Here is a 23880-nt window from a genome sequence, read left to right as displayed (position 1 = left end):
CCCCGCCCCCCCCGGACAGCCGAGCGCGGCACGGGGGCTCTGCGCCGCGGCGCGGCGCGGCGCCTAAAGTCGAGCGGTGCGGGGCTGCGGCCGACCGTGCCGACCGCGTCTGGAGGGCCCGTCATGGATGCCGCGATCCTCAGCCAGCTGCTGCTGCTGGCCGCCCAGCTCAGCGACCTGCCCGCGGGGGACGTCGGCGTCGCGCCGCACGTCGAGCAGCTGCCGCTGGCGCAGCTGCACGCCCGGGTCTGCCCCGACCGGCCGGCGGACTGCCGCGGCATGCAGGCCCACCACGACCCGGCCGAGCGGCGCATCCTGCTGGCCGACACCCTGGACCTGGCCCATCCGGTGGGCCGCTCCTTCCTGCTGCACGAGCTGGTCCACGCGCTGGAGGCCGAGGCCGGCCAGACCCCGGCCGCCGAGGACTGCGAGGCCGTGCTGCGCTCGGAACGCCGCGCCTACCGCGCGCAGGACGCCTTCCTGCGCGATCAGGGGCAGCGCGAGCGCTTCGGTGACCGGATCGAGATGCTGGCCTGCCAGAGCCGCCAGGGGCCGGGCGTGGCCCTGCTGGAACCGGCGCTGCACAGCCCGGGAGGCGAATGGCGGATGCTGCAGCGCTTCATGGAGGATCTCGCCGCCGAGGAAGCCCGCAAGCCCGCCACCGCCCCGCCCGCGGGCCGGCGGGTGCCCGCCGCGGCGATCAAGCCGCCAGGCCGTCCAGCGGCACCTGCTCGCGCAGACAGGCCACGGCATCGAGATGCGCCGGCAAATGGCGGTTCAGGTGATGCCAGGCGCCCGACACGCGAGTGAAGGGCAGGTCGAGCCGCGAGTTCAGGCCGCCGAAACCGTCGAGCGCGCCGAGGAACTGGTGGCGGTGGCGGTAGACCGGCGGCAGATCGCAGACGGCGCCGAAGGTGACGATCCGCAAGCGCTCGAACAGGGGCGAGTCACGGCCCTGGCGGCGCAGCGCGTCGGCATGCCGTTCGAGGGCATGGTCGATCATCAGGCAGCCCTTGCTGTGGCCGACCAGCAGGCGCAGCCGCGGCGGCGCGGCCACGAGCAGGGCGGCCAGGGCGTCCAGATCGGCCAGCGGCGAGACCGGCTTCGCCCTTGCGCCGACCCGGCCGCCCGACGGGGCCGGGGCCGGCGGGGTGGGCGCCTGCAGGCGGCGACCCAGCTCGCGCAGGCCGTGGCGGAAGCGGTCGGTGGCGCCGTAGAAGAACCAGCCCCCCAGGGCCTCGCTGAGCAGATCGGACGCGCCGTAGCCGCTGACCAGGCCCGCCACCTCGATGCCGTAGGCGTCGGCCACATTGCGCGCGAGCGCGGCGGTGCCCAGGGCCGAGCTGCCGACGCCGGCCACGACGAGCGCCTGAACGGTCTCGCCCTCGGCGGCCAGGAAGTGCGCGATGTCGGGATGGTGGCGGATGCGCCGGCCGCTGCCGCCAGGCGGCACGACGATCAACGCACCCTCCTCGTCGGCCCCGGGGCCGACGCCGGCCTGCTCGTCGGGCGTCAGCGCGCCGGTGTCGTAGAACCAGGCATCCAGCCCGGCGTTGCGGCGCTTGAAGGCCGGCGCGAGGCCGGCGACAAGCTGGGTGTCGAGGGTGGACATGAGGGCCTCCGGGCAGCGGGCGGGGAAGACCCGCATCGTGCCGGCAGGCCCCTGCGCCGACCATCCCCCGGAACGCCGGGAGCCGGCTCCCTCACCGGCCGCGGCTGTCCTTCAGGCCGGTGATGCGGTTGAACACCGGCCGGCCGGGCGCATGGTCCTGCCGGTCGCTGACGAAGTAGCCGTGGCGCTCGAACTGCAGGTGCGATTCGGGCGCGAGCGCCGCCAGGCCCGGCTCGACATAGCCCTGCTGCACGCGGCGGCTGGCCGGGTTCAGCACGGTCAGGAAGTCGCGGCCGCCGGCATCGGGCTGGGCCTCGGTGAACAGGCGCTCGAACAGGCGCAGCTCGGCGGGCAGGCCGCCGCCCGCCTCGGGCGCCTGCGCGCCCAGCCAGGTGATGGTGCCCTTGACCTTGACGGCGTCCGCGCCGGGCGTGCCGCTGCGGGTGTCGGGCACGACGTTGGCGGTGACGGCGGTGATGCGGCCCTCGGCATCCTTCTCGCAGCCGGTGCATTCGACGATCAGGCCGTACTTGAGCCGCACCTTGTTGCCGGGGAAGAGGCGGAAGTAGCCCTTGGGCGGCACTTCGGCGAAGTCCTCGCGCTCGATCCACAGCTCGGGGCCGAGGCTGAAGCGGCGCGGCGCCAGCTCGGGCCGCTGCGGATGGGCCGGGGCCTCGCAGGGCTCCAGGTGGCCGGGGCCGTAGACGGCGTCCCAGTTGCTGAGCTTGAGCTTGAGCGGGTCGAGCACGGCCATGGCGCGCGGGGCCCGGCCTTCCAGGTCCTCGCGCAGGGCGGCGTCGAGCGCGACATCCTCGATCCAGGCGTGGTCCTTGGTGACGCCGATGCGCTCGCAGAACAGGCGCAGCGCTTCGGGCGTGACGCCGCGGCGGCGCAGGCCGACCAGGGTCGGCATGCGCGGGTCGTCCCAGCCCTCGACATGGCCTTCGTCGACGAGCTGCCGGAGCTTGCGCTTGCTGGTGACGACGTAGCTGAGGTTCAGGCGCGCGAACTCGTGCTGGTGCGGGCGCGGGGTGGTGATCAGGCCCAGCTCGACCAGCCGATCCAGCAGCCAGTCGTAGAAGGGGCGCTGGTCCTCGAACTCCAGGGTGCAGATGCTGTGGGTGATGCCTTCGAGCGCGTCCTCGATGGGGTGCGCGAAGGTGTACATGGGGTAGACGCACCAGCGGTCGCCGGTGTTGTGGTGCGTCGCATGCTTGATGCGGTAGAGGGCCGGATCGCGCAGATTGATGTTGGGCGAGGCCATGTCGATCTTCGCGCGCAGCACGGCGGCGCCGTCGGGCAGACGGCCGGACTGCATCTCGGCGAAGCGCGCGCGGTTCTCGGCCGGCGTGCGGCTGCGATAGGGGCTGTCGGTGCCGGGCGTGGTGAAGTCGCCGCGGTGGGCGCGCATCTGCTCGGCGCTCTGCTCGTCGACATAGGCCAGACCGGCATCGATCAGGGCCTCGGCGGCGCGGACCATGAAGTCGAAGTAGTCGCTGGCGAAGTAGCGGTGCTGGCGCGGCGGACCGCCGGCCGGATCGGCTTCCTCCCAGCCGAAGCCCAGCCAACGCACGGCCTCGTCGATGGCGTCGACGTACTCCTGCTCTTCCTTCTCGGGGTTGGTGTCGTCGAAGCGCAGGTGGCACAGGCCGCCGTAGTCGCGCGCCAGGCCGAAGTTCAGGCAGATGCTCTTGGCGTGGCCGACGTGCAGGTAGCCGTTGGGCTCGGGCGGAAAGCGGGTGCGGATGGCTGCGGCGTCCAGCGGGCCGGCAGCATGGAGGGCCGCATCGCCAGGCCGGCCGGCAAAGCGGCGGCCGGCGTAAAGGCCGCTGGCGAGGTCGCGCTCGATGATCTGGCGCAGGAAATGGCTGGGCTTGGGCGCGTCGGCGGGCGGTCCGGACATGGGGCGGCAGGATTCGGTCGGGCAAGGCGCCGGCGGGCGCGGCACGGGAGGTCCGCAGACCCGGCGCAGGGGCCGGGCCACCCGGGGAACTGGGCCGCGATTCTATCGACCGGCCCCCGCGGCCCGGGCCGCGGCGGGTGAAGCGGCTTCACACAGCTTTACCTGCGCGCGGTCATCGGCCCGCGCGCGGGCCGCGTTGAGGCGGCACGGGCCCGGAAAGCCCGCCCAGGAGACCTGCGATGCTTGCCATGAACCTTTCTCGCCCGCCGCTGCGGGCCCGTCTGCGCCGCGCCGCGGCGGCCCTCACCCTGGCCGGCGGTGGCCTGCTGGCGGCCGGGGCCGCCGAGGCCGGTTCGGACATCCACTGGTCGATCGGCGTGCAGCTGCCGCCGATTGGCACGGTGATCTCGAACCACCCGCAGCGCGGTTATGGCTACGGGCCGGCGCCGGTGGTGGTCTACCCGGCCCCGGCCGTGGTGTACGGCCCGCCGGCCTACTGGAGCGGCCCGCCGCGCGGACCGGGCTGGCACCGCGACCACGATCGCGGCTGGCGCGAGGGCTACCGCGACGGCCGCCGCGATGGGCGGCGCGACGAACGACGCGAGGAGCGCCACGAACGCTGGGACCGCTGGGACCGGCACGACGAGCACCGCCACGGCCACGGCCACCGCTGAGCGCCCGGGCCTGCGGCCGGTCGGCGCTCAGCGCCGCCTGCCGCCACCGAGCAGGCCGCCCAGCACGCCGCGGATGATCTCGCGGCCCACCGCCGAGCCGACGGTGCGCACCGCGCTCCTGGCCGCCATCTCGGCCAGGCCTTCGCGGCGCCCGCCGCGGGGGCCGGTGGAGCCGAACAGCAGATCACTCAGTCCGCCCAGCAAGCCCCCCGCGGCCGAACCGGCCGCTTCCTGGGCCGCGCCGCCTGCGGTCTGGCCGCCCGCCTGGCCGCCTTCGCGGGCCTGGCGATCACCGGCCTCGGCGCTGGCACCGGCGCGCTGTTTCAGGGCTTCGAAAGCGCTCTCGCGGTCCACCGTCTTCTCGTAGACCCCGGCGACCAGCGAGCCGGCCCGCAGGGCCTGGCGCTGCTCGGCCGTGATCGGGCCGATCTGGCTGCCGGGTGGCAGCACATAGGCGCGCTCGGTGATGCCGGGCCGGCCCTTGGCATCGAGCAGGCTCAGCAGGGCCTCGCCCACGCCCAGCTCGGTGATGGCGGTGGCCACGTCCAGGCCGGGGTTGGCGCGCATGGTCTCGGCCGCGGCCTTGACGGCCTTCTGATCGCGCGGGGTGAAGGCGCGCAGCGCGTGCTGCACGCGGTTGCCGAGCTGGCCGAGCACGCTGTCGGGCAGGTCCAGCGGGTTTTGCGTGACGAAGTACACGCCGACGCCCTTGGAGCGCACCAGACGCACGACCAGCTCGATGCGCTCGACCAGCACCTTGGGCGCATCGGCAAAGAGCAGGTGGGCCTCGTCGAAGAAGAAGACGAGCTTGGGCTGGTCCAGGTCGCCGACCTCCGGCAGGGTCTCGAACAGCTCGGACAGCAGCCACAGCAGGAAGGTGGCGTAGAGCCGCGGGGCGGTCATCAGCTTGTCGGCCGCCAGGATGTTGACCACGCCCTGGCCGTCGACGGTCTGCATGAAGTCGGCGATGTCGAGCATGGGCTCGCCGAAGAAGCGGTCGCCGCCCTGGGCCTCGATGGCCAGCAGGCCGCGCTGGATGGCGCCGACGCTGGCCGCGCTGATGTTGCCGTAGGCGGTGGTGTAGTCCTTCGCGTGCTCGCCGACGTGCTGCAGCATGGCGCGCAGGTCCTTGAGGTCGAGCAGCAGCAGGCCGTGGTCGTCGGCGATCTTGAAGACGATCTGCAGCACGCCCTGCTGGGTCTCGTTCAGCGCCAGCATGCGGCCCAGCAGCAGCGGGCCCATGTCGGACACGGTGGCCCGCACCGGGTGGCCCTGCTCGCCGAACACGTCCCACAGCGTCACCGGGCAGGCCTGCGGGGCCGGAGCCTCCAGACCGCGTTCGGCCAGGATCTTCGCGACCTTCTCGCCGATGCGGCCGGGCTGGCTGATGCCGGTCAGGTCGCCCTTCACGTCGGCCAGGAAGACGGGCACGCCCAGGCGGCTGAAGCCCTCGGCCAGGGTCTGCAGGGTGATGGTCTTGCCGGTGCCGGTGGCGCCGGTGACCAGGCCATGGCGGTTGGCCAGGGCGGGCAGCAGTTCGCAGCGGATGGCCTCGCGGCGGGCCAGCAGGATGGGATCGGGCATGGCGGAAAGACGACTCGGAAGGGGGAGGCCCCGGGGCGACCCGGGGGCCGCGCCTAAAATCACCGCCATCCTAAAGAGAACACGAACCGCAGAGAGAGCACCATGGCCGGACATTCCAAGTGGGCCAACATCCAGCACCGCAAGGGGCGGCAGGACGAGAAGCGGGGCAAGGTCTGGACCCGCGTGATCCGCGAGATCATGGTCGCAGCCCGCCAGGGTGGCGGTGACCCCAATGCCAACCCGCGCCTGCGCCTGGCGGTGGACAAGGCCAAGGCCGCCAACATGCCGGCCGACACGGTCAAGCGCAACATCGACAAGGCCACCGGCAACCTCGAAGGCGTGAGCTACGAGGAGATCCGCTACGAGGGCTACGGCATCGGCGGCGCGGCCATCCTGGTCGACTGCATGACCGACAACCGCGTGCGCACGGTGGCCGAAGTGCGCCACGCCTTCAGCAAGTACGGCGGCAACCTGGGCACCGAGGGCTCGGTGGCCTTCCAGTTCAAGCACTGCGGGCAGATGGTCTTCGCGCCCGGCACCTCGGAAGACAAAGTGATGGAAATCGCCCTGGAAGCCGGGGCCGAGGACGTGGTGACGGACGAGGACGGTGCCATCGAGGTGCTGACCGCCCCGGCCGATTTCGAGGCCGTGCGCGATGCGCTGCAGGCCGCCGGCCTGGTGCCCGAGGTGGCCGAGGTCACGATGCGGGCCGAGAACACCATCGAGCTGCAGGGCGAGGACGCGGCGCGGATGCAGAAGCTGCTCGACGTGCTGGAGGACCTGGACGATGCCCAGGACGTCTTCCACAACGCGGTGATCGACGCTTGACGCGCCGGGCCGCACCAAGCAACACCACAGGGACGGATTCCAATGAAAGTGCTGGTGATCGGCAATGGCGGGCGCGAACACGCGCTGGCCTGGAAGCTCGCCCAATCCAAGCGGGTGCAGACGGTTTTCGTCGCCCCGGGCAATGGCGGCACGGCGCTCGACGCCAATCTCGTCAACCTGCCGCTGCGCGACGTGACGGCCCTGGCCGACTTCGCCGAGGCCGAGAAGATCGGCCTGACCGTGGTCGGCCCCGAAGCGCCGCTGGCCGCTGGCGTGGTCGATGCCTTCCGCGCACGCGGCCTGCGCATCTTCGGCCCCAGCCGGGCCGCGGCGCAGCTCGAAAGCTCCAAGGCCTTCGCCAAGGCCTTCATGAAGCGCCATGCCATCCCGACGGCGGCCTACGAGACCTTCACCGACGCGGCGGCCGCCCATGCCTACGTCGACGCGCAGGGCGCCCCCATCGTCGTGAAGGCCGATGGCCTGGCCGCCGGCAAGGGCGTGGTCGTGGCGATGACGCTTGAGGAAGCGCATGCCGCCATCGACGACATGCTCTCGGCCAACACCCTGGGCGTGCTGCACAACGACGGCGGCGCACGCGTGGTGATCGAGGAATTCCTGACGGGCGAGGAAGCCAGCTTCATCGTGCTGGCCGATGGCCGCCACGTGCTGGCCCTGGCCACCAGCCAGGACCACAAGCGCCTGGGCGATGGCGACACCGGCCCCAACACGGGCGGCATGGGCGCGTATTCGCCGGCCCCGGTGGTCACGCCCAATGTGCATGCCCGGGCGATGCAGGAGGTGATCCAGCCGACGCTCGACGGCATGGCCCGCGACGGCATCCCCTACACCGGCTTCCTCTACGCCGGCCTGATGATCGACGCCAAGGGCGGCGTGAAGACGCTGGAGTTCAACTGCCGCCTCGGCGACCCGGAAACCCAGCCGATCTTGATGCGGCTCAAGAGCGATCTGGTCGATGTGCTGCAGCATGCTGCCGATGGCACGCTCGACCAGGTGGAACTGCAATGGGATCGCCGCTTCGCGCTCGGCGTGGTGATGGCCGCGGCCGGCTATCCCGCGCAACCGCGGGCGGGCGACCGCATCCACGGTCTGCCGGCTGCGTCGGACGATGCCATGATCTTCCACGCCGGCACCGCGCTCGATGCGCAGGGCCATCCGATCGTCAGCGGCGGTCGGGTGCTCTGCGTGACGGCGCTCGGCGACTCGGCCAAGCTCGCGCAGGCGCGGGCCTACGAGGCGCTGTCCGGCATCCACTTCGACGGCATGCAACTGCGTCGCGACATCGGCCACCGCGCGATCAAGCGTTGATCGCGCGCCGGCCGCGGCCTGCGGCGCGTCGCCCGACGTCCCACGGCCTCCGGCCCTTCCTCCGATGAGCACCTCTCCCCTGTCCCCCTCGCCCACCGCCCCGGCGCCGCTGGCCTCGCCCGAAACCGCGGCGGTCCGTGCCTACCTGCTGGACCTGCAGGACCGCATCATCGCGGCCCTGGCGGCCGAGGACGGTGGCACCTTCCTGCGCGACGGCTGGACGCGTGCGCCCGGGGAGCGCCTGCAGGGCGACGGCCTGTCGCGGCTGATCGAGGAAGGCGCCGTCTTCGAGCGCGGGGGCTGCAACTTCAGCCATGTGCGCGGGCCTGCGCTGCCGCCCTCGGCCACCCAGCACCGGCCCGAGCTGGCCGGCGCGCCCTTCGAGGCCATGGGCGTCTCCCTGGTCATCCACCCGCGCAACCCGCAGGTGCCCACCGTGCACATGAACGTTCGCATGCTGGCGGCCCACCGCCCCCTGGCGGACGGCACGACGGAGACCGTCACCTGGTTCGGCGGGGGCATGGACCTGACGCCCTACTACGGCGTGGAAGAGGACGCCGTGCACTTCCACCGCGTCTGCCGCGATGCCCTGGCGCCCTTCGGCGCCGGGCTGCACCCGCGCTTCAAGGCCTGGTGCGACGAGTACTTCTTCCTGAAGCACCGCGGCGAGCCGCGCGGCGTCGGCGGCATCTTCTTCGACGATTTCAACGAACTGGGCTTCGCGCAGAGCTTCGCCATGCTGCGCAGCGTCGGCGATGCCTTCATCCCGGCCTACCTGCCCATCGTGCAGCGCCGCCGCGCCCTGCCCTACACCGAGGCGCAGCGCGACTTCCAGGCCTACCGCCGCGGCCGCTACGTCGAGTTCAACCTGGTCTTCGACCGCGGCACGCTCTTCGGCCTGCAATCGGGCGGCCGCACCGAGGCCATCCTGATGTCGATGCCGCCGATCGTGCGCTGGCGCTACGACTGGAAGCCCGAGGCCGGCACGCCCGAGGCCCGGCTCTACAGCGACTTCCTGCGTCCGCGGGACTGGGCGCAGGGCGGCTGAGGTTTGCAGCGCGCGCCCCGCCGCATCGGCCTGTTCGGCGGCAGCTTCGACCCGCCGCATCTCGCCCACCTCGCCCTCGCCCGCTGCGCGGTCGAGGTGCTGGCGCTCGATGAACTGCGCTGGATCCCCGCTGGCCAGCCCTGGCAGAAGGGCCACCTGGTGGCTTCGGCCGAGGACCGGCTGGCCATGGTGCAGGCCCTGGTCGACACCCTGGCGGACCCACGGCAGCGGGTGGACCGCCGCGAGATCGACCGCGCCGGCCCCAGCCGCACGCTCGACACCCTGCGCGAGCTGCAGGCCGAGCAGCCCGGCGCCGAGCTGTGGCTGCTGATCGGCGAAGATCAGCTCCGCAACTTCCCGAGCTGGCAGGGCGCGGCCGACATCCTGGCCGCCGCGCGGCTGGCCGTGGCCCCCCGGCCCGACCCGGCCGACGGCCCGCCAGCCCGCCCCGCCCTGCCCTGGCCCCCTGAACTGCAGGCCCTGGCCCGCGTGCAGACCCTGCCGATGCCGGTCCACCCGGCCGCCTCGACCGCGTTGCGCGCGGCCCTGGCTGCCGGTGGCACGGCGGCCGCACTGAGCGCGTCCGGCGACGCCGGGTCCGCCCTGCTGGCGGTCCCGGTCGCGCGCTATATAGACTCGCACCGCATTTACCGCGGAACTTGACCCCCCCGGGCCGCAGCGATCCCCGCACGGCGCCCCGAGAACCGCCCCCACCGCCCAGGAGCTGAATGGACATCCGCAAACTGCAACGCGCCATCGTCGATGGCCTCGAGGACGTGAAGGCCCAGGACATCATGGTCTTCAACACCGAGCACCTCTCGCCGCTGTTCGAGCGGGTGATCGTCGCCTCGGGCAGCAGCAACCGGCAGACGAAGGCGCTGGCCGCCAGCGTGCGTGACGCGGTCAAGGCCAAGGGCTTCGCGGTGATGCGCACCGAGGGCGAGGACAACGGCGAATGGATCATCGTGGACTGCGGCGCTGCCGTCGTGCACGTGATGCAGCCGGCGATCCGCACCTACTACCACCTCGAAGAGATCTGGGGCGAAAAGCCGGTCAAGCTCAAGCTGGGCGAAGCCAAGACGCGCCTGGTCAAGGCCAGCGAGCCGGTCGAAGCGGCCCCCGCGCCGAGGCCGCGTCGCAGCGGCTCGGCCGCCGAGGCCCTGGACAAGCCGGCACGCAAGGTCGCCGCCAAAAAGGCCGCAGCCCCGGCCGAGAAGGTCGCAGCCAAGAAGGTCGCAGCCAAGAAGGTGGCGGCCAAGACGGCCGGCAGCGGCGTGGCCGCCAAGAAGCGCAGCGTGCGCCGTGCCGAGCCGGTGCCGGTGGTCGTGAAGGTCGTCGGCAAGCCGCCGGCCAAGAAGGCCGCGGCCGAGCGCAGCCCGGTCGCCCGCAAGGTGGCCGCGAAGAAGGCGGCCCCGCGTCGCACGGCCACGGCCGCCGCGCCGGTGGCCACCGCCCCGGCCCGCAAGGCGCCGGCCCGCAAGACGGTTGGCGGCGCCGCCCCGCGCAAGCCGCGCGCATGAGGCTGACGCTGGTCGCCGTCGGCCAGCGCCTTCCGGCCTGGGCCGACACGGCCTGCGAGGACTACTGGAAGCGCTGGCCCGCCGAATGGCGGGCCGAGCTGAAGACGGTCAAGGCCGAGCCGCGCACCCTGGGCAAGCCGGTGGAGGCGCTGATGGCCGCGGAGGCCGAGCGCCTGCGTGCCGCCCTGCCGCGCGGCGCGCGGCGGGTCATCCTCGACGAACGCGGCGAGCGCCAGACCACCGCCCAGCTTGCCGAGCGCCTGCGCGAATGGGGCCGCGACGGCCGCGATGTCGCGCTGCTGATGGGCGGCCCCGACGGTCTGGACCCGGCCCTCAAGGCCGAGGCCGACGAGCGCCTGCGCCTGTCGGACCTGACCCTGCCGCACGCGCTGGCGCGCGTGTTGCTGATCGAAGCGCTCTACCGTGCCGCCTCGCTGAACGCAGGCCATCCCTACCACCGGGACTGAACGCAGGCGCCCTGCGTCGCCCTTTCGTCCCGCCGCCTGACCATGAGCCGTCCCGAGTGGATCTACCTGGCGTCGCAGAGCCCGCGCCGCCGCCAGCTGCTGGCCCAGATCGGCCTGCGCCATGAACTGCTGCTGCCCGATGCCGAGGAAGACGCCGAAGCCCTGGAAGCCAGCCGGGCCGGCGAGGCCCCCGAGGACTATGTGCAGCGCGTGACCGGGGCCAAGCTGGAGGCTGCGCGCCTGCGCTGGCAACGCCGTGGCCTGCCCGCCGCGCCGATCCTGTGCGCCGACACGACGGTGGTGCTCGGAGACCAGATGCTCGGCAAGCCGGCCGACGACGCCGAGGCCGCGCAGATGCTGCAACGCCTGTCCGGCCGCAGCCACCGCGTGCTGACGGCGGTGGCGCTGCTTGAATCGCCGCATCCCGCCTTCGCGGCGCGCTGTGTACTGCAGGCCTCGACCGTGCGCTTCGCCGCCGTCGACACCGACGAGATCGTGCGCTACGTGGCCAGCGGCGAATCGCAGGGCAAGGCCGGCGCCTATGCCATCCAGTCGCAGGCCGCGGCCTGGATCGAGCATCTGGAGGGCAGCTACTCCGGCGTGATGGGCCTGCCTCTGCACGAAACCGCACAGCTGCTGCGCGGCATCGGCTGGCAGCTCTGACCCCGCGACACGGCGTGGCGGGGGGCGCCACGTAACATGCCGGGCATGCAAGAGATCCTGATCAACTGGGCGCCTCAGGAGACCCGCGTCGCGCTGGTCGAACACGGCGCGGTGCAGGAACTGCATCTGGAGCGCACGCTGGAGCGCGGCCACGTCGGCAACATCTACATGGGCAAGGTGGCCCGGGTGCTGCCGGGCATGCAGTCGGCCTTCATCGAGATCGGCCTGGAACGCGCCGCCTTCCTGCATGTGGCCGACCTGCACCGCAGCGACGGCGCCCCGCATAGCACGCCGCCCCTGCCGATCGAGAAGCAGGTCTACGAGGGCCAGTCGCTGATGGTCCAGGTCATCAAGGACCCGATCGGGAGCAAGGGGGCGCGCCTGTCCACGCAGATCAGCATCGCCGGCCGGCTGCTGGTCTTCCTGCCGCAGGACGATCGCATCGGCATCAGCCAGAAGATCGGCTCGCCCGAGCAGCGCGATGCGCTGCGCCTGCGCATGCAGGCCCTGGCCTGGCCCGGCGGCACGGCCGCCGAGGACCGCCAGGGCGGCTTCATCCTGCGCACCAATGCCGAGGATGCGAGCGACGAGGAACTGGCCGAGGACATCGCCTACCTGCGCAAGATGTGGACTTCGGTGCGCGAGACCGCCTTCAAGGTCGCGCCCGGCAGCCTGCTGCACGAGGACCTGAACCTGGCCCAGCGGGTGCTGCGCGATCTGGTCACCGACAACGTGCAGTCGGTCCGCATCGATTCGCGGGCGCAGTTCGAGGCGCTGCAGGCCTTCGGCCAGCGCTATGCGCCGAGCTCGGTGGCGCGCCTGGCCCACTACACCGGCGAGCGGCCGATCTTCGACCTGGCCAATGTCGACGACGAGATCGCCCGCGCGCTCGCCCGCCGGGTCGACCTGAAGAACGGCGGCTACCTGATCATCGACCAGACCGAGGCGCTGACGACCATCGACGTCAACACCGGCGGCTATGTCGGCGCGCGCAACTTCGAAGAGACCATCTTCAAGACCAACCTCGAGTCGGTGCATGCCATCGCCCGCCAGCTGCGGCTGCGCAACCTGGGCGGCATCATCATCATCGACTTCATCGACATGGGCCGGGAGGAGCACCGCCAGACGGTGCTGGCCGAGCTGAAGAAGCAGCTCGCGCGCGACCGCACCAAGACCACGGTCAGCGGCTTCACCCAGCTCGGCCTCGTCGAGCTGACCCGCAAGCGCACCCGCGAGAGCCTGGCCCACCAGCTCTGCGAGGTCTGCCCGACCTGCCAGGGCCGCGGCCAGATCAAGACTGCCCGCAGCGTCTGCCACGACATCCTGCGCGAGATCCTGCGCGAAGCCCGCCAGTTCAACCCGCGCGAGTTCCGCGTGATCGCCAGCGCCGCGGTCGTCGAGATGCTGCTCGACGAGGAAAGCGCGCACCTCGCCGGCCTGTCCGAGTTCATCGGCAAGCCGGTCTCGCTGCAGGCCGAGCCCGGGATGAACGCGGAACAATACGACATCGTCCTGCTCTGACGCAGCGCCGCGGGGGGGCGCTGGTATCCTCGCCCCGCCGGTCCGGACCGATCCCGCCGGGCCGCCGCCCGCGGGCGAAACCGCTCCCATCCAGCTCATGTCCCTGCCCCACCTCCCCTCGTCGACGCTGCGCCGCCGCAGCCTGCTCGCCCTGCCGCTGGCCGCTGGCCTGCCCGCCGCCCAGGCGCAGTTCCGGGTGGAGATTTCCGGGGTGGGCGAGACCCAGGTGCCGATCGCGATCGCGACCTTCCGCGGCGAAGCCGGCATGCCGCAGCCGATCTCGGCCATCATCCGCGCCGACCTGGAACGCAGCGGCCTGTTCCGCAACCTGGACACCACCGGCGTCGCGCTGGACGAAGGTTCGCAGCCGGCCATGGACGGCTGGCGCAGCAAGGGCGCCGACGCGCTCGTCGGCGGCTCGATCGCCAAGCTGGCGGATGGCCGCTTCGATGTGCGCTACCGGCTGTGGGACGTGGTCAAGGGCACGGATGCCGGTGGCGCCAGCTACGCGGTGGTGGCCGGCGACCTGCGTCTGGTCGCGCACCAGATCGCCGACGCCATCTACGAGAAGCTGACCGGCGAGAAAGGCGTGTTCGCCACCCGCATCGCCTACGTGACCAAGGGCGGCGGCCGCTTCCAGCTGTGGGTGGCCGATGCCGACGGCGAGGGAGCGCAGAGCGCGCTCACCAGCCGCGAGCCCATCATCTCGCCGGCCTGGTCGCCCGACGGCCGGGAACTGGCCTATGTGTCCTTCGAAAAGCGCAAGGCGGTGGTCTACGTCCAGTCCATCGCCAGCGGCCAGCGCCGCGCGGTGGCCGACTTCAAGGGCTCGAACAGCGCGCCGACCTGGTCGCCCGATGGCCAGAGCCTGGTGGTCACGCTGACGCTGGGCGGCGTCTCGCAGCTCTACCGCATCCCGGCCAAGGGCGGAGGCGAGCCGCGCCGGCTCACCCACGGCATCGCCATCGACACCGAGGCGCACTGGACGGCCGACGGCAGCCTGCTGTACTTCGTCAGCGACCGGGGCGGCTCGCCGCAGATCTACCGCATGCCTGCCGAGGGCGGCAACCCGCAGCGCCTGACCTTCAACGGGAACTACAACATCAGCCCGTCCGTCAGTCCCGACGGCAAGAGCCTGGCCTACGTGGCCCGCGAGGACAGCGGCTTCCGGCTCAAGGTCACCGACCTGCTGACCAACAGCACCCGCGACCTGAGCAGCAACGGCGCCGACGAGAGCCCCAGCTTCGCGCCGAACGGCCGCCTGCTGATCTACGCCACCCGCGAGGGCGGCCGCGACCTGCTGATGACGACCACGCTCGACGGCCGGGTCAAGGGCCGGCTGGTGATCTCGCAGCTCGATGTGCGCGAGCCGGTCTGGGGGCCCTTCCGTCGTTGAGGCGGCCCCCGCGCCAGCAGGCGCGTCTCCTGCTAGGCGAAACTGCTCGTTTTCCCCAGTTACTTCCCCTTCTGAACCTGGAGCCCCCCATGTCCCGCCCGTCGAATGCCGCCTCGCGCGGCCTGTCCCTGTCCCTGATCGCCACCGCCCTGGTGCTGGCCGGCTGCGCCTCGGGCGTCAAGCTCGACGAAAGCCAGCCGCCGGTGGAGAACCGCAGCGCCGAAGCGCCTGCCGCCGTCCCGGCAGCGCCGGCCGCCCCGGCCCCGGGCGCAGGCGTCGCCAGCTCCCAGGTGACCTCGGTGGACCTGAACGCCCAGGATGCCGCCGAAGCCGACCGCATCGGCCGCGTCATCTACTTCGGCTTCGACAGCTTCGCCGTCGCCGACAGCTACGCGCCGATGATCGACAAGCACGCCGCGCTGCTGACCCGCAACACCAAGCGCAATGTGATCGTGGAAGGCCACACCGACGAGCGCGGCGGCAGCGAATACAACCTGGCGCTCGGCCAGAAGCGCGCGGACGCCGTGGTGCGTGCGCTGAAGCTGCGCGGCGTGGCCGACGGCCAGCTCGAGGCCAGCAGCTACGGCAAGGAGCGTCCGGCCGAAGCCGGTTCGACCGAAGCCGCCTACGCCAAGAACCGCCGCGCCGAAATCCGCGAGCGTTGATCGCCATGTGGACGTCCGCCCGCCCCCCCGCACCGACCCGATCCGGCCCTTCGCCGCTGCGGCTTGCCGTCCTGCTGCTGGCCCTGGGGGCCGGTGGCGCGGCCCAGGCCCAGCTGTTTGCCGACAACGACGCCCGCAAGGCCATCATCGACCTGCGGGCCCGGCTGGACCAGAACGCGGAGAACCTGCGGGCGTCCCAGACGGCCTCCGAGCGGCTGCGCACCGAGTTGACCGATCTGGTCAAGCAGCTGCAGCGCAGCGTGCTGGAGCTGAACACCCAGAACGAGCAGCTGCGCACCGAACTGGCCGCCCAGCGCGGCAACATCGAGCAGATCCTGCGCGACCTCGGCGAGCTGCAGCGCCGCCTGGCCGACCAGAGCCAGACGCTGGACCAGCGCCTGCGCAAGCTCGAGCCGCAGCGCGTCGGCCTGGATGGCCGGGAGTTCCTGGCCCAGACCAGCGAGACCCGCGACTACAACGACGCCCTGACGCTGTTGCGCCAGGGCGACTTCGTCGCGGCCGCCAGCGCGCTGAAGGCCTTCCAGTCGCGCTACCCCGAGAGCGGCTACCTCAATAGCGTCCGCTACTGGCTCGGCAATGCCCTCTACGGCAAGCGCGAGTACGCCGGCGCGATCGAAAGCTTCCGTGCGCTGGTGCTGACCCAGCCCGATCACCCGCGCGCGCCCGAGGCCCTGCTGGCCGTGGCGAACTGCCAGATCGAGCTGAAGGACAACAAGGCCGCCCGTGCAACGCTGGACGAGCTCGTGCGCACCTTCCCCAAGTCGGAAGCAGCGACCGCAGCGCGCGAACGGCTGAGCACGCTGAAGTGAGGCCCGCCGCAGGACCCGGGCCAGCGCCCGGTCCGCTGCCGGAAGCGGCCTGCGGCTCCCACCGTCCCCGCCGATGAATGCCGTGCTGCCCGAGGGCAAGCCTGCCACGGCCGACGAGGCCGACCTGGAGCGCCGCTTCGGCGGCCTGCGACGTCTCTACGGCGATGCGGCCTATGCGCGCCTGCGCGCGGCGCGGGTGGCGGTGATCGGGCTCGGCGGCGTCGGCTCCTGGGCGGCCGAGGCCCTGGCCCGCTGCGGCGTGGCCAAGCTGGTGCTGGTCGACATGGACCATGTCGCCGAATCCAACATCAACCGCCAGGTGCAGGCGCTGGGCCGCAGCCTGGGCCAGGCCAAGGTCGATGCCCTGGCCGAGCGCCTGGCCGACATCCATCCCGGCTGCCAGTTGCAGCGCGTCGACGACTTCGCCAGCGCCGGGAACTGGCCGGCACTCATCGGCGGGCTGGATGCGGTCGACGGCGTGATCGATGCATGCGACCAGGTCTCGGCCAAGCTGGCCCTGGCGTCCACGGCGCGGGCCACCGGGCATCCCCTGCTGATCGTCGGCGCGGCCGGTGGCAAGCGGCAGGCCCAGCACCTCGAGGTGGCGGATCTGAGCGAAGCCAGCCACGATCCCTTGCTCGCCTCGCTCCGCCAGCGCCTGCGCCAGCGACACGGGGCTCCGCGCAAGGGCTCCATGGGCCTGAGCTGCGTGTTCTCCCGAGAGACCATGAGCCGCCCTGCCCCGGAAGGCGCCTGTGCCTCCGATGGCAGCCTCAACTGCCACGGCTACGGCTCCAGCGTGATGGTGACGGCCAGCTTCGGCATGGCGGCGGCCGGCGCCCTGATCGAGCGGCTGTTGCAGCGGCCTTGAAGATTTTTCAGAAATCGCTTGCGCTTCCTTGTGCGACCTGCCTATACTAGTAGGCTCTATCGCACACAGGGGGTTGTTAGCTCAGTCGGTAGAGCAGCGGACTTTTAATCCGTTGGTCGCAGGTTCAAGTCCTGCACAACCCACCACGGTGGACCGGTTCATCCGGGCTCTTAGCTCAGTTGGTAGAGCAGCGGACTCTTAATCCGTAGGTCGAGTGTTCGAGTCACTCAGGGCCCACCAAACGTCAACGGCCTAGGCATCGCGCCTAGGCCGTTGTTCTTTGTGCGTCGATCGCGTCGCCGTCGCCCCTGCGGCAGCGGCGGACCCGCCGGGCCGTTCAGAAATTGCTGACCCTGCGGGGCCGCTCCGGCGAGCTGCCTCGCCCCTCCTGGGGGGCATTCGGCACGGCAGCCTGCGGAGGCTGGAGACCGTCCCCGGGCAGGTCCCGGGCATCCATGCTGGTGGCCAGATGCACCCCGGGCACGGCGGCGCCCGCCTCATCCTCGCTCAGCGTGGCCATGCGCCGCACCCGATCCAGGCCGGGGGCTCGGGCATAGAAGCTGGCATTGAGCTGGGTCTGCTCGGTCATCACCGCGCGGAAGCGCCAGTAGAGCGCCTTGTCGACCGGCTGGGGCTGGTGCCAGAACTGCTGAAGGGTGCCGCTGTGGGTCAGCCCGGGGATGTCGTAGAAGCAGTCGCCCAGGGTCTTGACCGGGGTGCCGTGATAGAGCGCCTGCAGACCCGCCGTGCTGTTGATCGTGACCACCCCGCGCGCATGGCGCAGCAGGGTCGGCATGTGCTGGTCGTGCAGGTAGTGCACGCGGGCCTCGATGCCCAGCCAGCGCGCCAGGTGCTCGATGAGCGGGCCGTAGTCTTTGTAGGGCCGGTCGAGCGGATGCTGCTTGAGCACCAACTCGACATCGGCCGGGGCATGGGCCGCGAAGGACTGCATCACGTCCTGGATGAAGTCCTCGATGGACTCGAAGGCCGAGTGGAAAAGCACCTGGCTGTCGTTGTGCACCTGCAGCGGCACCAGGAACCAGCGACCACTCAGGGCGGGACTGCAGAGATCCTCCTGCTTGCCGCGCTCGCGCAGCTTGAAGATCTGCTTGCGCCAGCCCGATCGCACCCAGCGCAGGCCCTCGGCGATGGGGTGGAGGGGGCGGTGGTAGCGGTGGTGGCGGAAACGCGGCCAGGCCAGGGCGCAGGCGAGGCTGTAGGCCATGGATGTCCAGGCGATGCCACGGAAGGTCTGCCCCGTCGGCACCGCGAACTGGTCGGCGCGGATGCGCGGGTGGCTGCGGTAGACGGCGGGATCCCGCGACAGGGACGAGTAGGCATTCACGCCATCGCGTTCGAGCGTGACGTAGTCGGGCCGCAGATAGCCTTCCTCGAAGACGTAGAACGCGCAGCCCAGGGCCTGGGCCACCCGGCGAGCGACCCGATGCATCGGCCGCATCTGACCGAAGACCACGATCGCCTGGATGCCCTGCTCCTCGACCAGGCGTTGCAGCCACAGCGGCCAGCCTTCATCCGAGCCGGTGAAGTTCAGGGCGCCAGGCTGGCGGTAGAACAGCGCGTCGCCGCCGTTGAAGTGCACCTTGTGCACCTGCTTGCCATGGGCAGCGAGGCTCTGGGCCAGTCGGTCGAAGAAGCGCCCCATCGGCCCCTGCAGCAGCAGCACCCGCTCGTGCCGGAGCAGGCAATGCATGGAGAGCGGCAGCGCGGGCCCGCGCGCACGCCGGGCCAGGGGGCTGAGCGGGCTGGCCCCGTCCACGCCTTGCAGCCGTGGCGAGCCCTGCGCATGAAGACCGGAGGGGGGAGAAGACTTCACACCCTGTATTGGAGCTGACAGACCCTCACTTCTATCGCTCGAATCAGTGTTGATTCGCTTGACTTACGTCCTTTTACCAAGCGCGATCAACATGCGATAAAGGCGCCGCCAGAGGGGTGTACGGGTTAACCCGACTCTGCGCAGGGCCAGCAAGTCTTCGATCGCCCGCTCGGGTGTGGTGAAACAGCCCGTCGTCCAGCTCACATAGCTCGGATACAGGAGGAGCGTGCCGGCCACCAGCTCGTCCAGGCTCAGCCGGCGGCCGCGGCGGGCCGGCGGCAGACGGTCCTCGGTCAGGCCCCAGCCCGCGTAGAAGGGCTGGCCGTGGGTGACGACCTTGCGCCCGCGCAGCAGGGCCTCGAAGCCGGCCAGGGAGGTCAGCACATGCACCTCGTCGACGGCCGCCAGCAACTGGTGCATCGGCCGGTCGACCACCACCTCGTCGCAGTGGCGCTCGGCCTGGTCCTCGTCCACGCCCGCACGGCGCAGCCGGGCCACCACATCGGGATGGGGCTTGTAGACCAGGTAGGCCTCGGGCGCGGCTTCGCGCGCGGCGCGCAGCAAGCCCAGATTGCTGCGCAGGCCGGGCGCGCCCCAGGCCAGCGAGGCGTCCGATTCGACCTGGCCCGGCACCAGCACCACCCGTCGCGCCCCGGGCGGCCGCTGCCAGGCCCCGGCACCGACGTTGTACTTGGTCAGGCCGAGGTCGACGACGCGCTCGCGCAGCCGGCGCGCGCGCTCGCGCAATGCATCGTCGAAGACCTGCTCGTTCAGCAGGCGCTCCAGTCCGGAGGGTCGGGTCGCGTCGTAGTAGATGCCCTCCTCGTCCACCACCCAGGACAGCGGCCGCACCAGGTCCGCGCCCAGGCCGACCGAACGCAGGAAACCGTCCTCCAGCCGCAGCACCCGGTCCGGGGGGCCGCCGCGCACCGGCAGCGGCTTGCGGCCCCAGACGGCCACCGTGCCGCCGGCCGGCAGGGGCGCACGCGGCCCGGCAAAGCGCACCGTGCTGCCCCCCAGGAAGGCACGCACGATGGGCTTTTTCCAGCGCGAGAAGCCGATGGCCTGCAGCTCAGGCGCAAAGCGCTCGCGCATGCGGCGCTGCAGGGCCAGCCAGTCCAGCAGGCGCTCGGGCGGGCAGCGTGCGCCGGTCTCGGGGTCGATGTAGCGCGGCAGATCCACCAGCGCGGCATGCAGCAGGCGGTGCAGCGGGCGCGGCGCGCGGCGCGCGGGTGCGGCCAGCTCGTCCTGGGTCAGGCCCCAGCCGGCATAGAAGGGCATGCCGAAGGTCCGCACCGGCTTGCCCCAGAGCAGGCCCTCGAAGCCCATCTGCGAGGTGACGGTGTAGACCGCCTCGGCCGCCTCCAGCAGGGCCGGCGCATGCACATCGGCCGTCACCAGATGCACGCGGGCCGCCTGACCCGGCGTGAGCCCGGCCTCGAAGTGCCCGCGCTTGCGGCCGCTGACCACTTCGGGATGCAGCTTCAGCAGCAGCGGCCGGCCGGGATACTCGTCGAGCGCCGCCTCCAGCATGCGCGCGAAGCTGGCCGGCCCGGCCAGGCCACAGCGGATCGAGGCATCGCCGGCCGTCTGGTCGACCAGCAGCACATGGCCACCGGCCACCGGCGGCGGCCGCTCGCGGGCCTGGTTGTATTTGCTGACCCGGCCCGCGCACCAGGCCGCCTGCAGCGCCGCCGCGCGGGCCGGTGCGCCCTCGGGCGCCTCGGCCAGGATGCGGGCCTCCAGCCGCGAGGGCGCGCTCGCGTCGTAGTACACGCCCAGATCGTCGACCAGCAGGCCCAGCGGGCCACCCGCCGCGCCCGGGGCGAGCGAGCGCAGGAAGGCATCCTCGACCCGCCACAGCGGCAGGCCAGCGCGGGCCGCCACGGCCTCGGCCCGGTCTGCACTCGGCTTGCGGCCCCAGGCCAGCACCGCGGCGCTGTCGGCCTGCGGCCGGGCCACCAGGGCGTGATCGTCGAACAGCGCCGCCAGGGTCGGCACCCGGGCCACGCCGCGGGTGGGCACGACCAGGGAGGGCCGCCCGGCCGGCCGATCGCCAGGCCCGCTCATGGCCCGAGGCGCACGCAGCGCCCGCTGCGCAGCCGCGCGCGCACGCGCGCCAGGATCAGCGCATGACCGGCGTCGTTGGGATGCACGCCGTCGCCGGCATCGCGGTCCACGGCCAGGCGACCGTCGGGGCCGGCCAGACCGCTGCGCAACTCGACGAAGCACTCGCCAGCCAGCCGTGCCAGGCGGCGGTCGATCTCGGCCAGCCGCGCCAGCCCGGCCTCCGACAGCTGCCGCGGCTGCGTGCCCAGCACCAGCACGGCCACGCCCCGGGCCTGGGCATGGGCCCGGACGCGTCCGAGATTGGCCACCGTCTCGTCGGCACTCAGGCCCAGGGCGGTGTCGTTGCCGGGATAGGCCAGCAGCAGCAGCCGCGGCGCGAGGGCCAGGGCCGCATCGACATTGCCGGCCGGATCCGGCGCGGCACGCCCGGCCGGAGGCAGGTCGCCCGACGGCCGGGCCGCGTAGGTGGTGCTCCCGCCGACGGCCAGATTGCTCAGGCTCGCCCCCAGCGCCGGCAACTCGGCGGCCAGCTGCTGGGCCCAACCCTGCCGGCCGGTGGCCCCGGCGCCCAGGGCGGTCGACGAGCCCAGCAGCACCCAGCGGCCCGGCGTCACCTGCGGCGGCTCGGTCGCAGGCTCCCCGCCGCCGCCGCCACAGGCCGACAGCATCAGCGCCAGGGCCAAGCCCCCCCAGCCTCCGGGCCCGCGCCGCATGGCGCTCCAGCGTGTCCCGGTCATCGCGGCTCCAGCATGGCGCGGTAGAAGGGTTCGGGGCCGTCCACCTCGGCCCGCAGCGCCTCGATCTGGGCGCGCAAGGCGGCATCGGCCTCGGTCAGTTTGTGGGCCACGGCCGCGCGCAGGTCGAAGCCGGCCGTCGGCGGCTGGACCAGGAAACGGCCGTTGGACTGCAGCAGCATCGCCGCCGGCCGCTCGTGCGCCAGCACGGCCGCATCGATCTGCGCCGCGCTGTGCACGAAGACCGTCCGCGCGAACAGGCGCTTGAGCCCCTTGAGCATGGGGTAGGCCGAAGACGCCCCGAAGACCAGCAGGGTCTCGTCGAGCACCGGCGCCTCGGCACGGAACACGATCACCCGGCCGATGTTCGGCAGCCGGTTGTCGAAGAGCGCACCGTCCTCGGCCGAGGGCCCGTCCAGGAACTCGGTCGGCGCGCTCTGCGGCGGCAGCAGCTTGATGCCGAGGTCGCCGGGATAGGCGAGGGTCTTGTAGCGATCCCCGGCCAGCGCGGCGCGCAGGCGCGCGCCGTCGTAGCCCATGCGCTCCAGCACGGCCAGCAGCGCCACGGTCGCGCCGCGGTCCGTCCAGTGCGTGTCGGTGCGCTTGAAACAGGCGGCCGGATCCGGCTGCGCGCGCAGCAAGGGCGCGGCATCCAGCACCGGGGCCTCGGCGCCGGCCAGCTCGCGCACCTGGTCCAGCACCGTGGTCAGGGCACGGCGGTGCGGATAGTGCTGCGGCAGCACCTCCTCCTTCGAAGGCGCGATCAGCAGCGCATGCCGGCAACCCTGCTGCGCCGCCAGTGCGGCCGCATCGGCCAGGTACTGCCGCCACTGCTGCTGCTGATCGGCCGTCAGCAGCAGGCGGCCGGTGAACTGGTCCACGCTGCGGTTGCTGTCGTTGTCCAGGTACAGCCAGCCTTCGCGGCCCTCGATCACCTGCGAGGTGGGCGGGAAACGCACCTCGGCCGCCTCGAAAACCTGGCCCTCCGGCAGCTCGAAACCCAGCCGCAGGCGCAGCTGGCCCGGCGGCGTTGGCGGCAGCGGCAGGTTCAGCCGGAAACCGCAGCGCAGCTGCGGATGGCCCGCCACCGGCTCGCGCAACGCACGCTCGATCACGTCGCGCCGCTCGCCGTTGAAGGCGTGGCGGCTCGGCTCGACGGCATCGTCCCACCAGCTCAGCAGCACCGGCGGCTGTGTGCCGGCCGTCTTCAGCAGCAGCCAGCCCTGCACCGTCAGCGAACCCGTCGCCAGATCCGCCACCCGGTCATGGGCGGGCGCATCCAGCGCCCAGCGCCAGACCGACTCGGGCGCCTGCGGCGCCCGCCGCACCTGCAGGCCACGCAGCAGGGCCGGCGGCTTCGCGCGGGGCGTGGGCGGCGGCAAGGCCTCCCCCCAGGCCAGGGCCAAGGCCCGCTCGCGCGCGGCGGCCGCCATGCGCTCGCGCCGCGGCGCATCCGCAGCCAGCGCCACGATGGCCTGCACCCAGGCGGCCGGATCGTCCGGCAGCAGCAGACCATCCACCCCGTCGCGCACGAAGCCGCGGTAGGGCGGCACGTCCGAATACAGCCCCACCGCCCCCATGCGTGCGAAATCGAAGAACTTCGTGTGCCCGCGCCCCGCGTTGAAGCGCGAGGGCCGCAGCGGCGCCAGCGCGATCTCTCGCCGCACGCCCGACGTGTAGTCCAGATAGTTCGGCCAGCTCATCGGGTGCAGCACATTCACCCGCGGCAGCTCGCGGAAGCGCTTGTAGACCGCGTGATCGCCAAACACCTCGAAACGCGTGCCCTGCGCCTGTGCCTGCACCTGCTGCATCAGCGGCAGCAGCCAGTCCAGCTCCGCCTGGTGCGAGGCCGTGCCGTGGTAGCAGACCCAGACCGGCGGCCCTGCCAGCAGACTGGCCCGCGCCGGCCGCGGCTCGATCAGCTTGGGCTGCCAGGCCGCGTACTTCTCCGCCAGATAGGGCGTCGACACCCAGAACTCATGGCACAGCGCCTCGATGCGCTTGCGCTGGCCCAGCGCCTCGCGCCGCACCCGGCTGCGGTAAGGCTCGGGCAGCTCGGCGACGGCCTGGGGGTCCATGAGGTCGTCGTCCATGAAATAGGAGACGCGGACGCCCCGCTCGCGCAAGCTGCGCAGCAACTGCTGCCGGCCGGGCGGCAAGTAGCGCAGCACGATCAAGAAACGACAGGAGAGCGCGCCGTCAGCCTGACTGGCGGCCAGAGTGGCCCAGTCGACCATTCGTACATCAAGCGCCGGATCGTGGAAGAAGTAGGCGGCGCTGGCGGAATCGCCCCTCTCGGTCAGTACCAAGCCAGCGGCGCCGCTGAGATCGACC

At 72.1% G+C, this 23880-nt stretch carries 21 protein-coding genes and 2 tRNA genes; 16 read left to right on the top strand and 7 right to left on the bottom strand.

The genetic code is table 11. The annotated features are described in order from the left end of the window. The first annotated feature begins 123 nt into the window (after positions 1-123). Entirely contained in the window at positions 124-810 is a 687-nt protein-coding gene (locus tag H4F90_RS01105; RefSeq protein WP_182660651.1) for a hypothetical protein, read from the top strand. On the opposite strand, the gene H4F90_RS01100 is transcribed toward H4F90_RS01105, so the two are convergent. Both H4F90_RS01100 and H4F90_RS01095 read right to left on the bottom strand, forming a co-directional pair. Continuing rightward, positions 701-1612 carry a hypothetical protein gene (locus H4F90_RS01100; protein ID WP_182660649.1) on the bottom strand — a complete coding sequence of 304 codons (912 nt, stop codon included), beginning with the start codon at positions 1610-1612 and terminating at the stop codon, positions 701-703. The genes H4F90_RS01105 and H4F90_RS01100 overlap by 110 nt on opposite strands. Positions 1613-1703: 91 nt before the next feature. Further along, positions 1704-3515, bottom strand: a complete 1812-nt coding sequence (locus tag H4F90_RS01095) for a glutamine--tRNA ligase/YqeY domain fusion protein (RefSeq protein ID WP_182660647.1) — start codon at positions 3513-3515, stop codon at positions 1704-1706. Positions 3516-3763: 248 nt separating this feature from the next. Here H4F90_RS01095 and H4F90_RS01090 point away from each other — a divergent pair, with 248 nt between their 5' ends. After that, positions 3764-4189 carry a hypothetical protein gene (locus H4F90_RS01090; protein ID WP_182660645.1) on the top strand — a complete coding sequence of 142 codons (426 nt, stop codon included), beginning with the start codon at positions 3764-3766 and terminating at the stop codon, positions 4187-4189. Between the two features lie 27 nt (positions 4190-4216). On the opposite strand, the gene H4F90_RS01085 is transcribed toward H4F90_RS01090, so the two are convergent. Further along, positions 4217-5773, bottom strand: coding sequence for a helicase HerA-like domain-containing protein (locus H4F90_RS01085; protein ID WP_182660643.1), 1557 nt, complete (start codon positions 5771-5773; stop codon positions 4217-4219). Positions 5774-5875: 102 nt separating this feature from the next. Between H4F90_RS01085 and H4F90_RS01080 the strand changes: the two genes are divergently transcribed. The 14 genes from H4F90_RS01080 (at position 5876) to H4F90_RS01015 (ending at position 17148) form a co-directional block, all read left to right on the top strand. Beyond that, positions 5876-6601, top strand: coding sequence for a YebC/PmpR family DNA-binding transcriptional regulator (locus H4F90_RS01080; RefSeq protein WP_182660641.1), 726 nt, complete (start codon positions 5876-5878; stop codon positions 6599-6601). A 42-nt stretch (positions 6602-6643) separates the two neighbouring features. Further along, positions 6644-7927, top strand: coding sequence for a phosphoribosylamine--glycine ligase (gene purD / locus H4F90_RS01075; RefSeq protein ID WP_182660639.1), 1284 nt, complete (start codon positions 6644-6646; stop codon positions 7925-7927). 64 nt (positions 7928-7991) lie between these two features. After that, positions 7992-8975, top strand: a complete 984-nt coding sequence (hemF, locus tag H4F90_RS01070) for an oxygen-dependent coproporphyrinogen oxidase (RefSeq protein WP_182660637.1) — start codon at positions 7992-7994, stop codon at positions 8973-8975. 3 nt (positions 8976-8978) lie between these two features. Then, positions 8979-9638 carry a nicotinate (nicotinamide) nucleotide adenylyltransferase gene (gene nadD, locus H4F90_RS01065; RefSeq protein WP_182660635.1) on the top strand — a complete coding sequence of 220 codons (660 nt, stop codon included), beginning with the start codon at positions 8979-8981 and terminating at the stop codon, positions 9636-9638. 65 nt (positions 9639-9703) lie between these two features. Then, positions 9704-10495, top strand: a complete 792-nt coding sequence (gene rsfS / locus H4F90_RS01060; RefSeq protein WP_182660633.1) for a ribosome silencing factor — start codon at positions 9704-9706, stop codon at positions 10493-10495. Next, positions 10492-10962 carry a 23S rRNA (pseudouridine(1915)-N(3))-methyltransferase RlmH gene (gene rlmH / locus H4F90_RS01055; protein ID WP_182660631.1) on the top strand — a complete coding sequence of 157 codons (471 nt, stop codon included), beginning with the start codon at positions 10492-10494 and terminating at the stop codon, positions 10960-10962. The genes rsfS and rlmH overlap by 4 nt, the downstream gene beginning before the upstream one ends. A gap of 42 nt (positions 10963-11004) precedes the next feature. Next, the gene (locus tag H4F90_RS01050) at positions 11005-11625 is read left to right on the top strand and encodes a Maf family protein (RefSeq protein ID WP_182660629.1); all 621 of its coding nucleotides are present in this window, start codon (positions 11005-11007) and stop codon (positions 11623-11625) included. A gap of 45 nt (positions 11626-11670) precedes the next feature. Further along, positions 11671-13146 (top strand): ribonuclease G, encoded by a 1476-nt coding sequence (rng, locus tag H4F90_RS01045; protein WP_182660627.1) that lies wholly within the window; start codon positions 11671-11673, stop codon positions 13144-13146. Positions 13147-13243: 97 nt separating this feature from the next. Then, positions 13244-14542: a Tol-Pal system beta propeller repeat protein TolB gene (tolB, locus tag H4F90_RS01040; protein WP_182660625.1), complete on the top strand. Its 1299-nt coding sequence runs from the start codon at positions 13244-13246 to the stop codon at positions 14540-14542. A gap of 89 nt (positions 14543-14631) precedes the next feature. After that, a complete protein-coding gene (pal, locus tag H4F90_RS01035; protein WP_182660623.1) occupies positions 14632-15207 on the top strand; it encodes a peptidoglycan-associated lipoprotein Pal in 576 nt (191 codons plus the stop codon). A 5-nt stretch (positions 15208-15212) separates the two neighbouring features. Continuing rightward, positions 15213-16037 (top strand): tol-pal system protein YbgF, encoded by an 825-nt coding sequence (gene ybgF / locus H4F90_RS01030; RefSeq protein ID WP_182660621.1) that lies wholly within the window; start codon positions 15213-15215, stop codon positions 16035-16037. 73 nt (positions 16038-16110) lie between these two features. Then, positions 16111-16908: a tRNA threonylcarbamoyladenosine dehydratase gene (locus H4F90_RS01025; protein ID WP_182660619.1), complete on the top strand. Its 798-nt coding sequence runs from the start codon at positions 16111-16113 to the stop codon at positions 16906-16908. A gap of 70 nt (positions 16909-16978) precedes the next feature. Beyond that, positions 16979-17054: transfer RNA gene (locus H4F90_RS01020), tRNA-Lys, on the top strand. Between the two features lie 18 nt (positions 17055-17072). Beyond that, a tRNA-Lys gene (locus H4F90_RS01015) sits at positions 17073-17148 on the top strand. 97 nt (positions 17149-17245) lie between these two features. On the opposite strand, the gene H4F90_RS01010 is transcribed toward H4F90_RS01015, so the two are convergent. The 4 genes from H4F90_RS01010 to H4F90_RS15720 form a co-directional block, all read right to left on the bottom strand. After that, the gene (locus H4F90_RS01010; RefSeq protein ID WP_182660617.1) at positions 17246-18619 is read right to left on the bottom strand and encodes a capsule biosynthesis protein; all 1374 of its coding nucleotides are present in this window, start codon (positions 18617-18619) and stop codon (positions 17246-17248) included. A 186-nt stretch (positions 18620-18805) separates the two neighbouring features. Then, entirely contained in the window at positions 18806-20812 is a 2007-nt protein-coding gene (locus H4F90_RS01005; RefSeq protein WP_182660615.1) for a capsular polysaccharide biosynthesis protein, read from the bottom strand. Beyond that, positions 20809-21549: an SGNH/GDSL hydrolase family protein gene (locus tag H4F90_RS01000; protein ID WP_182660613.1), complete on the bottom strand. Its 741-nt coding sequence runs from the start codon at positions 21547-21549 to the stop codon at positions 20809-20811. Before H4F90_RS01000 ends, H4F90_RS01005 begins: the two co-directional genes overlap by 4 nt. After that, on the bottom strand, positions 21546-23855 hold the full coding sequence (locus H4F90_RS15720) for an alginate O-acetyltransferase AlgX-related protein (RefSeq protein ID WP_182660611.1): 2310 nt from the start codon (positions 23853-23855) through the stop codon (positions 21546-21548). Before H4F90_RS15720 ends, H4F90_RS01000 begins: the two co-directional genes overlap by 4 nt. Positions 23856-23880 lie beyond the last annotated feature (25 nt).

The sequence above is a fragment of the Aquariibacter albus genome, assembly GCF_014145335.1.
GTDB lineage: Bacteria > Pseudomonadota > Gammaproteobacteria > Burkholderiales > Burkholderiaceae_C > Aquariibacter > Aquariibacter albus.
Note: the sequence above shows the minus strand (reverse complement) of the source record. Positions and strands in the feature narration are given on the sequence as shown.